The following is a 13,247-nucleotide window of genomic DNA, read 5'->3' on the forward strand; positions in this document are numbered from 1 at the left end:
CGGGGCCGGACCGCGCCCCGCGGGCTCATGGTGTCGTGGCGTTGGCGTTATTCAACGCCACGTCCTTCTTGATGGCTTCATGGCGCTTTTCCATTTCCTGGCGCAAGGCGCGCCGCTGTGCCGCCGCTTCGTAGCGCTGCTTCTCTTCGTCGGTGCGCAGTTCCAGCGGGGGGACGGGGGTCGGATTGCCCAGCTCGTCCATTGCCACCATCGTGAAGTAGCAGCTGTTCGTGTGGCGCACCAGTTTCTGGCGGATATCTTCCGTCACGACCTTGATGCCGATCTCCATCGACGTGCGCCCGGTGTAGTTGACGGACGCCAGGAAGGTCACCAGTTCGCCCACGTGGATAGGCTCGCGAAACACGACCTGGTCGACCGACAGCGTCACCACGTACTGGCCGGCGTAGCGGCTGGCACAGGCATACGCCACCTGGTCCAGGTACTTGAGGATATGGCCGCCGTGCACATTGCCGGAAAAATTGGCCATGTCCGGGGTCATGAGGATGGTCATCGACAGCTGGTGGCTGAAGGCTTCGTCCATGATGCGTCGCCAGAAAGGAAGTTGGGAGGGAGCATTGCCCGTTTGCTGCATTGCGGCAAACGCGCGCCTGGGCGCATGTTAACAACTTGTCGTGTCGTATTGCGCCGCGTCGCGCCGCCGCGGCCCATCCACGCGTCGTGCCGCGGCGAACAACGTATTGAGAATCGATCCAGCCGCGTTCAGCGGTCTTCCTACGTCATCTTGACGTCGCGTTGACAAATCCCACCTATACTTGCATACGCATGAGCACTCGGAATGAGTCGAGCATTCCGTCCGGTGCGCGCGGGGCGATCCCCCGCGCTGCCGGCCAGCGTAGAAAATCCAAGGAGTAACGTTCCATGGTTAAGATGAACCGGCGCCAATTCTTCAAGGTGACCGGGGCGACACTGGCGGGATCCAGCCTTGCCGTGCTTGGGGTCTCCCCCACGCCGGCCCTGGCCGAGGTCCGAGCCTACAAGCTCGCCCGGATGACCGAAACCCGCAACACCTGTCCGTACTGCTCGGTCGCCTGTGGGATCCTCATGTACAGCCTGGGCGACGGCGCGAAGAACGCCACCGCCAGCATCACGCACATCGAGGGCGACCCGGACCATCCCGTCAATCGCGGCACGCTCTGTCCCAAGGGCGCCAGCCTGGTCGATTTCATCCACAGTCCCAACCGGCTCAAGTACCCGGAGTACCGTGCCCCCGGTTCCGACAAGTGGCAGCGCATTTCCTGGGACGATGCCCTGAGCCGCATCTCCCGGCTGCTAAAGCAGGACCGCGACGCCAACTTCGTCGCGAAGACCGCCGATGGCAAGACCGTCAATCGTTGGCTGACCACCGGGATGCTGGCCGCGTCCGCGTCCAGCAATGAAGTCGGCTACATCACGCACAAGGTAATACGCAGCACCGGCATGCTGGGGTTCGACAACCAGGCTCGTGTCTGACATGGCCCGACGGTGGCAGGTCTTGCCCCGACGTTTGGCCGTGGCGCGATGACGAACCATTGGGTCGACATCAAGAACGCGGATGTAGTGTTGATCATGGGCGGCAATGCCGCCGAGGCCCACCCTTGCGGGTTCAAATGGGTTACTGAAGCCAAGGCCCACAACAAGGCCAAGCTTATCGTCGTGGATCCGCGCTTTACGCGTTCGGCATCCGTGGCGGACTTCTACGCGCCCATACGGACCGGCACCGACATCGTGTTCCTGGGCGGGGTGATCAACTATCTCCTCGCCAACGACAAGATCCATCACGACTACGTCCGCAACTACACGGACTTCCCCTATCTCGTGCGCGACGACTTCGCGTTCGACGCCGGCCTGTATTCCGGCTACAACGCCGAAAAGCGTACCTATGACAAGACGTCCTGGGACTACGAGAAGGGCGCGGACGGGTACGTGAAGACCGATCCGACGCTGCAGGATCCGCGCTGCGTCTACCAGTTGTTGAAGAAGCACTATTCCCGCTATACGCCGGAGATGGTCGAGCGCGCCTGCGGCACGCCCAAGGACAAGTTCCTCAAGGTGTGCGAGATGCTCGCCAGCACGGCCACGGCCGGCCGCGCCGCGAGCATCCTGTATGCCCTGGGCTGGACGCAGCACTCGATCGGCTCGCAGATCATACGCACCGGCGCCATGGTCCAGCTGCTGTTGGGCAATATCGGGGTTGCTGGCGGCGGCATGAACGCCTTGCGCGGACACTCCAATATCCAGGGGCTGACCGACCTGGGCTTGATGACCAACCTGCTGCCCGGCTATATGACGCTGCCCAACGAGCCGGAGCAGGACTTCGACCAGTACATCGCCACGCGCGCGCTCAAGCCCTTGCGTCCCAACCAGCTCAGCTACTGGCAGAACTACAAGAAGTTCCACGTCAGCCTGATGAAGGCCTGGTGGGGCAAGTCGGCCACGGCGCAGAACAACTGGGCCTACGACTACCTGCCCAAGCTGGACCGCAGCTACGACATGCTGCAGGTGTTCGAGCTGATGAACGAGGGCAAGGTCAACGGCTATATCTGCCAGGGGTTCAACCCGCTGGCGGCCGCGCCCAACAAGAACAAGCTGAACGGAGCGTTCGCGAAGCTGAAGTTCCTGGTCATCATGGATCCGCTGAACACCGAGACCGCGGAGTTCTGGCGCAATGCGGGCGACTACAACAACGTCGATACGGCATCCATCAAGACCGAGGTGTTCCGGCTGCCGACGACCTGCTTCGCCGAGGAAGAGGGTTCGCTGGTGAATTCGGGCCGCTGGCTGCAATGGCACTGGAAGGGCGCCGAGCCGCCGGGCGAGGCGCGCAGCGACATCGAGATCATGGCGGCCCTGTACGCGCGCCTGCGCAAGATGTACCAGGACGAAGGCGGCGCCTACCCGGATCCCATCCTCAACCTGGACTGGCCGTATTCCAACCCGCTCAGCCCCACGGCGGAAGAGCTGGCCAAGGAATACACCGGGAAGGCCATCGTCGACCTGGCCGATCCCAAGGATCCGTCCAAGGTGACCCGCAAGGGCGGCGAGCAGTTGTCCGGCTTCGCGGAGCTGCGCGACGACGGCACCACGTCCAGCGGCTGCTGGATCTTCGCCGGCGCGTGGTCGCAAGCCGGCAACCTGATGGCGCGCCGCGACAACAGCGATCCGACCGGCATCGGCCAGACCCTGAACTGGGCGTGGGCCTGGCCCGCCAACCGCCGCGTGCTATACAACCGCGCATCCTGCGACCCGTCGGGCAAGCCGTACAACCCGGACCGCAAGCTGATCAGCTGGAACGGCAAGACCTGGGGCGGCGCCGACGTGCCCGACTTCAAGCTCGACGAGGATCCGGCCGGCGGAATGGGGCCCTTCATCATGAACCCCGAAGGGGTGGCGCGCTTCTTCGCGCGCGCCGGTATGGCGGAGGGGCCTTTCCCGGAGCACTACGAACCCTTCGAAACGCCCATCGGGTTCAATCCGCTCAATCCCCAGCGACCGGAAGTCACCAACAATCCGGCGGCGCGCATCTTCAAGGACGACCTGGCGCAGATGGGCAAGGCCGACCGCTTCCCATATGCGGCGACCACCTATCGCTTGACGGAGCACTTCCATTACTGGACGAAGAACGTACGGTTGAACTCTGTCATCCAGCCCCAGCAATTCGTCGAAATCGGCGAGGCCCTGGCGCAGGAGCTGGGCATCGCCAACGGCAGCATGGTCAAGGTTTCCTCCAACCGCGGCTATATCAAGGCCGTGGCCCTGGTCACCAAGCGCATCAAGCCGCTGACGATCGAAGGCAAGAAGGTGCATCACGTCGGTATTCCCATACATTGGGGGTTCGTGGGGATAGCCAAGCCCGGCTACATCGCCAACACGCTGACGCCCTTCGTGGGCGACGGCAATTCGCAGACGCCGGAATCCAAGTCCTTCCTGGTGAACGTGGAAAAGGCTTGAGGGGAGAACCGATATGTCCATGCAATCCCTAGATATCAAGCGGCGCTCCGCCACCACCACGCCCATGCCGCAGGTCCGGGAGCCGTCCACCGGTTCCGTGGCCAAGCTGATCGATGTCTCGAAGTGCATCGGCTGCAAGGCCTGCCAGACCGCGTGCATGGAGTGGAACGACCTGCGCGACGAGATCGGCACCAACGTCGGCGTGTACGACAATCCGGCCGACCTGACCGAGCATTCGTGGACGGTGATGCGCTTCTCGGAATACGAGAACCCGGATTCCGGCAACCTGGAGTGGCTGATCCGCAAGGACGGCTGCATGCACTGCGAGGACCCGGGCTGCCTGAAGGCCTGCCCCTCGCCGGGCGCCATCGTCCAGTACACCAACGGCATCGTCGATTTCCATGAGGAAAACTGCATAGGCTGCGGGTACTGCATCACCGGCTGCCCGTTTAACGTGCCGCGGATTTCGAAGAAGGACAACAAGGCGTACAAGTGCACCTTGTGTTCGGACCGCGTGGCCGTCGGCCAGGAGCCCGCCTGCGTGAAGACCTGTCCCACCGGCGCCATCGTGTTCGGCACCAAGGAGGACATGACGCACCATGCGGAGGAACGGATCGAGGACCTGAAGTCGCGCGGCTTCGACAAGGCCGGCCTGTACGATCCCGAGGGCGTGGGCGGCACGCATGTCATGTACGTGCTGCATCATGCCGACAAGCCGACGCTGTATCACGGCTTGCCGGAGAACCCGCGCATCAGCCCGATGGTGTCGTTCTGGAAGGGTATCTCCAAGCCCCTGGGCGTGGCCGCCATGGCGCTGACGGCGCTGGCGGGCTTCTTCCACTACGTACGCGTCGGCCCCAACGAAACCGACGAGGAAGACGAGCGCAAGGCCGAAGAGGAGGTGCGCCATGGCTGAGAACCCGAACCGCGCGGACCCGCCGCGCGACCCCTTGCTGTACGGCGACAGGGCTGACGGCGCGGCCGCTGGCCAGGGCGGGGTGCGCTGGTTGCAGCGCTATACCGCCGGCGAGCGCACCAACCACTGGATCGTCGCCATCACGTTCGTGCTGCTGGCCGCTTCCGGGGTGGCGCTGTTCCATCCCTCCCTGTTCTGGCTGGCCGATGTGCTGGGGGGCGGGCCGTGGGTGCGCATCCTGCATCCCTTCGTCGGCCTCGTGATGTTCGTCTGCTTCCTGCTGCTGGCCCTGCGCATGTGGCGCCACAACCTCATGCAGGCGCGCGACGTCCAGTGGCTGAAGCAGATCGGCGACGTGCTGAACAACCGCGAAGACCGGCTGCCCGAGGTGGGCAAGTACAACGCTGGCCAGAAGGTGTTGTTCTATGTGCTGATCCTGTGCATGCTGGGCCTGCTGGCAAGCGGCATCGTGATCTGGCGGGCCTATTTCAGCTTCTATTTCCCCATTGGCGTCATCCGGGCTGCCTCCGTGCTGCACGCGGTTTGCGGTTTCGGCATAATCTGCGCGATCATCGTACATATTTATGCGGCCCTGTGGGTGAAGGGATCGGTAGGCGCCATGGTGCGCGGCAAGGTGACCTGGGGCTGGGCGTGGAAGCATCATCGCGCCTGGTTCCGCGAGGCCGTGTCCGGCCGCGCGCGCAAATAGGCGGTTCTTGCGTGCGGCGGACGCTTTTCATGTCAGGAGCACGCAGTGCAACGTATTCTGCCGCGGGGCGAGATAGAGGCCCTTGACCATAACAACATTCCGCGGCTGATCGCGCCGGTGCGCGCCGAGGTCTTCCGCCTGCGGGCCGCGCGCCTGCGCCACCTGGCGCAAGACAATGCCATCGGAGATTATCTGCGCCTGGTCGCCGTGCTGGCCGAAGCCCAGCACGCCGCCCTGGCGGATTGCCGCACGCCGGCCGTGGACGCGCAGCGCATCGCGCTGGCCCAGGCGCATGGCATGGCGCCGGTGGCGGCGGGCGATATTCCCCGCGACCCGGCCTGGCGCGACATCCTGTTGCAGGTGCTGGACCGCCTGGACGCCGCGGCGGGCGTGCCCGCGCCCGCGCGAGCCATCAGCGCCGACCTGCGCCTGTCCGTCAGGGACGATCCGGAAGGGCTGGACCGCGCCGCCGCGGCCCTGGTGGGCGAGGGCGGTGGCCAGATAGACGTGGCCACGGCCCCTTTCCTGATGGCGGCGCTACAGGTCTACGCCACCGACCAGGCCTGCCGTTTCGACGCCGGGCAGTTGCCCGTGGTCAGCCCCTACGGCCTGTGCCCCGTCTGCGGGTCGCTGCCGGTCGCCAGCGTGGTGCGCGTGGGCGGGCAGCAGGAGGGGTATCGCTACCTGTGTTGCGCGCTGTGCTCGACGCAGTGGCACGTGGTGCGCGTGAAGTGCACCACGTGCGAGGAAACCAAGGACGTCGCCTACCAGGGTATCGAGGCGCCGGGGCGCGCGCCGGAGAAGGAGGCGGCCCGCGCGGAGACCTGCGAAAGCTGCCATACCTATCGCAAGATCTTCTCCCAGGACAAGGACTACGATGTCGATCCCATCGCCGACGACCTGGCCACGCTGGGCCTGGACGTGCTGGTGGGCGAGGCGGGCTACCAGCGCGCCAGCGGCAATCCCTTTCTGTGGCAGGGGGACGACGAGGCGCGGGAGTAGGCCATGGCGGACGGCATGCTGCGTATTCCCTCCGTCGATCGCCTGCTCGCGGCGCCCGCGGTCGCGGCCCTGATGGCGCAATATGGGCGCGGCGCCGTGGTGGCGGCGTTGCGGGCGCGATTGGACGAATTGCGGCCTATGGTGCGGGCAGCGGGCACCGAGACGCCGGCCATGGCCGCGCACGGCGAGGCCCATGCCGTCGGGGACGCCAGCGGACGCTCCGCCCCGTCCCTGGCCGACCTCGGGACGGAACTGGTGCCCGCGCGGTTGGCGGCTTTCATCGAAACCCGGCTCGCGGCCCTGAATGCACCACGCTTGCGCGCTGTCTTCAATCTCACCGGCACCGTGCTGCATACCAACCTGGGCCGCGCCTTGCTGCCCGAGGCCGCCGTGCAGGCCGTCGTGCGCGCCCTCACCACGCCGGCCAACCTGGAATTCGACCTGGCCAGCGGCGGCCGCGGCGATCGAGACGATCTCATCGTCGACCTGCTGCGTGAACTGACGGGCGCCGAAGCGGCCACCGTGGTCAACAACAATGCGGCGGCCGTGCTGTTGATGCTCAATGCCCTGGGCGAGCGCAAGGAAGTCGTGGTGTCGCGGGGCGAGCTGGTGGAGATAGGCGGCGCCTTCCGCGTGCCGGACATCATGAAGCGGGCGGGCGCGCGCCTGGTGGAAATCGGCACGACCAACCGCACCCATGCCGCCGACTACGAAAATGCCATCGGCCCGCGTACGGCGATGCTGATGAAAGTACATTGCAGCAACTACGCCATCACCGGGTTCACCCACAGCGTGGGCATTGCCGACGTGGCCCGCATCGCGCATGGCAAGGGCCTGCCCGCGGCGGTGGACCTGGGCAGCGGCACCCTGGTCGATCTGACCCAATGGGGGCTGCCACGCGAGGATACGGTGCGCGAGACGATCGCGGCCGGCGCGGACCTGGTGACCTTCAGCGGGGATAAGTTGCTGGGTGGTCCCCAGGCGGGCCTCATTGTCGGCCGCGCCGACCTGATCCGGAAGATCAAGAAGAATCCCTTGAAACGGGCGCTACGCGTGGGCAAGCTGACGCTGGCCGCGCTGGAGCCGGTGCTGGCCTTGTACCGCGCGCCGGAGCTGCTGCCGCAGCGGCTGACCACGCTGCGCCTGCTGACGCGGCCCCAGGCCGCGATGCAGGCGCAGGCGGCGCGTCTGGCGCCGGTTCTGCAGGCCGCCGTCGGCGCGGCCTATGACGTGGACGTGGCGCCGATGTTCAGCCAGATCGGCAGCGGCGCCTTGCCGGTGGACCAATTGCCCAGTTGCGGCCTGGCCGTGCGCGCCGCCGGCAAGGCGCGGGCGGGGCGTGCCCTGGGCCGGCTGGAGGAAGCCTTGCGCGGCCTGCCGCGCCCCGTCATCGGCCGCCTTGCGGACAACGCCCTGTGGCTGGACCTGCGCTGCCTGGAGGCGGACGAGGAAGCCGTTTTCGCCGCGCAACTGCCGGCGCTGGCGGCGGGATTGCGTCCCGCGCCGGCCTCGTCCTCTCTGTCTTTTTCCGCGCCGGCCTCGTCGCCGTCATCCGCGCCGCGCGCCGCGCCGGCATCCAATCCGGACGCGTCCGTGCTGGCGTCGCACGCGGACCCCACCGGCAAGGTGCGCCCCTCGTGATCATCGGCACCGCGGGACATATCGACCATGGGAAATCCACGCTGGTGCGCGCGCTTACCGGCGTGGACACCGATCGCCTGAAGGAAGAGAAGGCGCGCGGCATTTCCATCGAACTGGGCTATGCCTACCTGCCCGCGCCGGACGGGCAGGTGCTGGGCTTCATCGACGTGCCTGGCCATGAGAAGCTGGTGCATACCATGGTGGCGGGGGCCAGCGGCATCGATTTCGGGCTGCTTGTCATCGCGGCGGACGACGGCGTCATGCCGCAGACGCGCGAGCACGTCGCCATCCTGGAACTCGTCGGCGTGACCCGCGGCGCCGTGGTGCTCACCAAGATCGACCGCGTCGACGCGACGCGCGTGGCGGAAGTCGCACGGCAAGTACAGGCCTTGCTGGCCGACACGCCCCTGGCCGATGCGCCCGTGTTTCCTGTCAACGCGCAGGGCGGGACCGATGGCGACGGCGTGGCGAGCCTGCGGGAACACCTGTTTGCCTGCGCGGCCACATTGCCCGCGCGGCGCGAGGACGGCTTCTTTCGCCTGGCCGTGGATCGCGTTTTCACGCTGCCGGGCCACGGTACGGTGGTGACGGGGACCGTGTTCGGCGGGCGCCTCGAGGTGGCAGGCGGCAAGGCCGCAAAGCTTGAGGCCGGTGTGCGAGGGAGCGGCACGCAAGAGACCGGCACGCAGGAGACCGGCACGCAGGAGGCCGGCACGCAGGAGGCTGACACCCAAGAGGCTGACACGCAGGAGGCTGACGCGCAGGACGCCCGCGCGGGAGAGGACAGCGCGCGAGATGGCGGCGCGCGAGAGCACAGTGCGCGGGAGGACGGCGCGCGAGAGGACGGCGCCGCCGCGGACGGCGAAGCCCGCCGCAGCGGTCCGCGGGTAGGCGGCGATGCGACGGCGCTGGTGCTGGCGCCGGCCGGACTGCCCGTGCGCGTGCGCAGCCTGCATGCGCAGAACCGCGCGGCCAGCGCCGGTGTCGCGGGCCAGCGCTGCGCCTTGAATCTCGCCGGCATCGACACCCGCGCGATCGAGCGGGGCGACTGGATCGCGGATGCTCGCGCCTTGGCGCCGTCCACGCGTATCGACGTCGAGTTGCGCTTGCTGGCCGATGCGGGCACCACCATCAAGGCCTGGACGCCGTTGCATATCCACTGGGGTGCGGCCCGGCGCCTGGCGCATGTCGTGCCCTTGACGGCGGACACCGTGGCGCCGGGCGCGCACGGCCGTGTGCAACTGGTCTTCGACCGGCCTGTTTGCGCCAGCGCGGGCGACCGCTTCATCGCGCGCAATGCCCAGGCCACGCACACCATAGGCGGCGGCGTCGTGCTCGACCCGCAGGCGCCCGACCGCAAGCGCCGTTCTACCGCGCGCCTGGCGTGGCTGGATGCCATCGCTTCGATGCTGGCGGATGGCCGCATCGACGGCGTGCTGGCGCAAGCGCCGCTGGGCGTGCGGCTTGCCGACTTGCAACGCCTGGCCGGCCGGCCCTTGGATATCCCCGAGACCATGGGGTCCGGCGCTGCCGGGACGGCGCTGGATAGGGCCGTGTCCGACTCGGATCGTGCCGCGGCAAACGCGGCGGACATGACGGCCGCGACCGCTGCGACCGATGCGGCCGATGCGGCCGAAGCGGCAAATTCGTCGAACCCGGCGCCTGCGCCGAACGCGCCGGACGCACCGAACGCACCGAACGCACCGAACGCACCGAACGCACCGAACGCACCGGGCGCACCGAGCGCACCGAGCGCACCGGGCGCACCGGGCGCACCGGGCGCACCGGGCGCACCGAGCGCACCGGGCGCACCGAGCGCACCGGGCGCACCGAGCGCACCGAACGCACCGAACGCACCGAACGCACCGAGCGCCGTGCCGGCCGGTTTGCCGTCGGACGTCGTGCGTATTGGCGACCTCGTCATCCTGCGCCGGCATCTCGACGCCTTGCGCGTGGCGGGACTCACGGCCTTGCGCAAGTTCCATGATGACTTGCCCGATGAACCCGGCGCCGATATCGGCCGGCTGCGTCGCATGGCCTGGCCCACGATGGACGACGGCCCCGTGCGCGCGCTGGTCGGCGGCTTGCTGCGCGATGGGGAAATCCAGCGCAATGGTCCCTGGCTGCACCTGCCTGGGCATAGCGCGGCGCTGAGCGAGGAAGACGAGGCATTGGGGCAGCGCCTGCTGCCCGATCTCCTGGCGGGCGCCTACGACCCGCCCTGGGTACGAGACCTGGCGCGCCGGCACAACCAGCCGGAGGACCGTGTGCGCGTCCTGTTGCGCAAACTGATGCGGCGCGGCGAGGTCAGCCAGATCGTCAAGGACCTCTTCTATCATCGCGATCGCGTGCGCGAACTGGCGGCCTTGCTGGCCCGGTTGGTGGCGACGGGTGCGTCGCCGGCCAAGGGCGTGGCGGGCGGCATCGAGGCGGCGGCATTCCGCGACGCCACTGGCCTGGGCCGCAAGCGCGCCATCCAGATCCTGGAGTTCTTCGATCGCGTCGGATACACTCGCCGCGTGCGAGACACTCACATCCCGCGTGCCGACGCACACTGGGAACTGTGACGGCCGGCGCGAACCAGGAACGCCAGCGCGCGGCGATCATCGTCCACCGAGGAAGGCATCCGTGCCCGGTGGCACGGCCGGGCTTCAAACCCGGTTGGGGGCGTCAGCCGTTCCCAGGTAGGTTCGACTCCTGCTGCCTTCCGCCATTGATCGAACGCGGCCTATCGTCAAGTCGCCTGGATACGGGCAGCAGCGCCGCCTACGGCGTGGCGCAGACCGATGACCGGGTGAGGAAGCGCTTTTCGCGGCCGTTGTCCAGCGAGAACATGCCGCCGCGTCCGGGGACGACGTCGATGATGAGGTCGGTGTGCTTCCACGCTTCGTATTGCGCGCCGCCGATGTAGAAGGGCGCGCCGCCGATTTCACCGAGCAGGACGTCGTGGTCGGCGAGCAGGAACTCGCCCTGTGGATAACACATGGGCGAGGAGCCATCGCAACAGCCGCCCGACTGGTGGAACATGATGGGGCCGTATTCCGCTGTCAGTTCCGCGATGAATGCCAGCGCGGCCGGCGTGGCCGTGACCTTGCCGGTACCGCCGCCTGGCTCGATGTTCGCTAGTGACATGATGGCTTGCTCCGATGTTGTCGCACGCCGCGCACGCGTGTGGGGGCGCCCCGTGAACGGGACAGGACGGCGCCCCCGCGCCGTCCCGCCTTGCTCCCGTAGCGCCGCCCTGCTTCAGAAAAAGCCCAGTTTCTTCGGGCTGTAGCTGACCAGCAGGTTCTTGGTCTGTTGATAATGATCCAGCATCATCTTGTGCGTCTCCCGTCCGATGCCCGATTGCTTGTAGCCGCCGAACGCCGCGTGCGCCGGATAGGCGTGATAGCAGTTGGTCCATACGCGGCCCGCCTGGATGGCGCGACCCATGCGGTAGGCGGTATTGCCGTCGCGCGACCAGACGCCCGCGCCCAGGCCATATAGCGTGTCGTTGGCGATGGCCAGCGCATCGTCGGCGTCCTTGAACGTGGTCACCGCCACCACCGGCCCGAAGATTTCCTCCTGGAACACGCGCATGTTGTTCTTTCCCTCGAACACGGTGGGCTGCACGTAATAGCCCTCTTTCAGCTCACCCTGCAGTCGCGCGCGCTCGCCCCCGGCCAGGACCTTGGCGCCTTCCTGCTTGCCGATGTCCAGGTAGGACAGGATTTTCTCCAACTGTTCGCTGGAGGCCTGCGCACCTATCATGGTGTCGCCGTCCAGCGGATTGCCCTGCTTGATCGCGGCCACGCGCTGGAGAGCACGCTCCATGAAGCGGTCGTAGATCGATTCCTGTACCAACGCGCGGCTGGGGCAGGTGCAGACCTCGCCCTGGTTCAGCGCAAACATGACGAAGCCTTCGATGGCCTTGTCGAAGAAGTCGTCGTCCTGCGCGGCGACGTCAGCGAAGAAGATGTTGGGCGACTTGCCGCCCAGTTCCAGCGTCACGGGAATCAGGTTTTGCGAGGCGTATTGCATGATCAGCCGGCCGGTGGTGGTTTCCCCGGTGAAGGCGATCTTGGCGATGCGCTTGTTCGACGCCAGCGGCTTGCCTGCCTCCAGGCCGAAGCCGGTGACGATGTTGAGCACGCCCGGCGGCAGGACGTCGGCAATGAGCTCGGCCAGCACCATGATGCCGGTGGGCGTCTGCTCGGCCGGCTTGAGCACCACGCAGTTGCCGGCGGCCAAGGCGGGCGCCAGTTTCCAGGCCGCCATCAGGATGGGAAAGTTCCACGGGATGATCTGCCCGACTACGCCCAGCGGTTCCTTGAAGTGATAGGCCACGGTATCGGCGTCGATTTCCGACAGCCCGCCCTCCTGCGAACGGATGGCCGCGGCGTAGTAGCGGAAGTGGTCGACCGCCAGGGGCAGGTCGGCGGCGCGCGTTTCGCGTATGGGCTTGCCGTTGTCCCAGGTTTCCGCCGTCGCCAGCAGTTCCAGGTTGGCTTCCATGATGTCGGCGATGCGGGTCAGCATGCGGGCACGTTCGGCCACCGACGTCTTGCCCCAGGCCGGCGCGGCCTTGTGCGCCGCATCCAGCGCCAGTTCGATGTCCCGCGCGGTCGAACGCGCGCTGCGCGTGAGTACCTGCCCGGTGATCGGCGTCAGGTTGTCGAAATACTGTCCTTCGGCGGGCGCGACCCAGCGGCCGCCGATGAAGTTGTCATATTGCTTTTTGAAATTGACGGGCGTGCCGTAGGCATCCGGCGCGACACGGGTTGCGGTGTCCATGTTGTCTCCTTGTCAGTCATCCTGGCGGGGGTGGCCCTGCTCGGGCCTATCTGTTCTCTTGCAATATGCATGCCAAGTGGCGCCGCCATGCAGTCCGAACATCCGGCCCCGGCATGGGTGCCGTATGAGAACAAGTACATGGCGACAACCCTGAGGAGCAACCGTATGGGAACGTTACGCGCGTGGACAAGGCCCTGGGCACGTGCGAAAGTACGCCGTAGTCGCCGGCCGCTAGCGCGAGCCGGACCGTCTTGT

General features: G+C 67.0%; 9 protein-coding genes and 1 tRNA gene. 7 read left to right on the forward strand and 3 right to left on the reverse strand.

All coding sequences use genetic code 11. The features are described 5' to 3' along the window. Nucleotides 1–25 precede the first annotated feature (25 nt). Nucleotides 26–541, reverse strand: coding sequence for an acyl-CoA thioesterase (locus C7R54_RS18760; RefSeq protein WP_129151932.1), 516 nt, complete (start codon nt 539–541; stop codon nt 26–28). A 338-nt stretch (nt 542–879) separates the two neighbouring features. Here C7R54_RS18760 and fdnG point away from each other — a divergent pair, with 338 nt between their 5' ends. From fdnG to C7R54_RS18810, 7 genes are all read left to right on the forward strand, one after another. Beyond that, nucleotides 880–3,948, forward strand: coding sequence for a formate dehydrogenase-N subunit alpha (fdnG, locus tag C7R54_RS18770; protein ID WP_158021240.1), 3,069 nt, complete (start codon nt 880–882; stop codon nt 3,946–3,948). 13 nt (nt 3,949–3,961) lie between these two features. Then, nucleotides 3,962–4,864, forward strand: coding sequence for a formate dehydrogenase subunit beta (fdxH, locus tag C7R54_RS18775; protein WP_129151935.1), 903 nt, complete (start codon nt 3,962–3,964; stop codon nt 4,862–4,864). Further along, nucleotides 4,857–5,573: a formate dehydrogenase subunit gamma gene (locus C7R54_RS18780; protein WP_129151936.1), complete on the forward strand. Its 717-nt coding sequence runs from the start codon at nt 4,857–4,859 to the stop codon at nt 5,571–5,573. Before fdxH ends, C7R54_RS18780 begins: the two co-directional genes overlap by 8 nt. Before the next feature lie 45 nt (nt 5,574–5,618). Beyond that, nucleotides 5,619–6,575 carry a formate dehydrogenase accessory protein FdhE gene (gene fdhE / locus C7R54_RS18785; RefSeq protein WP_129151937.1) on the forward strand — a complete coding sequence of 319 codons (957 nt, stop codon included), beginning with the start codon at nt 5,619–5,621 and terminating at the stop codon, nt 6,573–6,575. A gap of 3 nt (nt 6,576–6,578) precedes the next feature. Further along, nucleotides 6,579–8,216 (forward strand): L-seryl-tRNA(Sec) selenium transferase, encoded by a 1,638-nt coding sequence (gene selA / locus C7R54_RS18790; protein ID WP_129151938.1) that lies wholly within the window; start codon nt 6,579–6,581, stop codon nt 8,214–8,216. Further along, a complete protein-coding gene (selB, locus tag C7R54_RS29280; RefSeq protein ID WP_240039593.1) occupies nt 8,213–10,783 on the forward strand; it encodes a selenocysteine-specific translation elongation factor in 2,571 nt (856 codons plus the stop codon). The genes selA and selB overlap by 4 nt, the downstream gene beginning before the upstream one ends. Before the next feature lie 50 nt (nt 10,784–10,833). Next, a tRNA-Sec gene (locus C7R54_RS18810) sits at nt 10,834–10,929 on the forward strand. A 53-nt stretch (nt 10,930–10,982) separates the two neighbouring features. On the opposite strand, the gene C7R54_RS18815 is transcribed toward C7R54_RS18810, so the two are convergent. Both C7R54_RS18815 and adh read right to left on the reverse strand, forming a co-directional pair. Then, nucleotides 10,983–11,348, reverse strand: a complete 366-nt coding sequence (locus C7R54_RS18815) for a DUF779 domain-containing protein (RefSeq protein WP_129151939.1) — start codon at nt 11,346–11,348, stop codon at nt 10,983–10,985. A 114-nt stretch (nt 11,349–11,462) separates the two neighbouring features. Next, the gene (gene adh / locus C7R54_RS18820) at nt 11,463–12,992 is read right to left on the reverse strand and encodes an aldehyde dehydrogenase (RefSeq protein ID WP_129151940.1); all 1,530 of its coding nucleotides are present in this window, start codon (nt 12,990–12,992) and stop codon (nt 11,463–11,465) included. Between the last annotated feature and the right edge of the window lie 255 nt (nt 12,993–13,247).

This window comes from Achromobacter aloeverae (assembly GCF_004121055.1).
Lineage (GTDB): Bacteria > Pseudomonadota > Gammaproteobacteria > Burkholderiales > Burkholderiaceae_B > Bordetella_C > Bordetella_C aloeverae.

Bases quoted from the DNA above. Each gene is read 5' to 3' on its own strand.
- C7R54_RS18760 (WP_129151932.1), bottom strand. From the start codon at position 541: ATGGACGAAGCCTTCAGCCACCAGCTGTCGATGACCATCCTCATGACC.
- fdxH (WP_129151935.1), top strand. From the start codon at position 3,962: ATGTCCATGCAATCCCTAGATATCAAGCGGCGCTCCGCCACCACCACG.
- C7R54_RS18780 (WP_129151936.1), top strand. From the start codon at position 4,857: ATGGCTGAGAACCCGAACCGCGCGGACCCGCCGCGCGACCCCTTGCTG.
- selA (WP_129151938.1), top strand. From the start codon at position 6,579: ATGGCGGACGGCATGCTGCGTATTCCCTCCGTCGATCGCCTGCTCGCG.
- C7R54_RS18815 (WP_129151939.1), bottom strand. From the start codon at position 11,348: ATGTCACTAGCGAACATCGAGCCAGGCGGCGGTACCGGCAAGGTCACG.
- adh (WP_129151940.1), bottom strand. From the start codon at position 12,992: ATGGACACCGCAACCCGTGTCGCGCCGGATGCCTACGGCACGCCCGTC.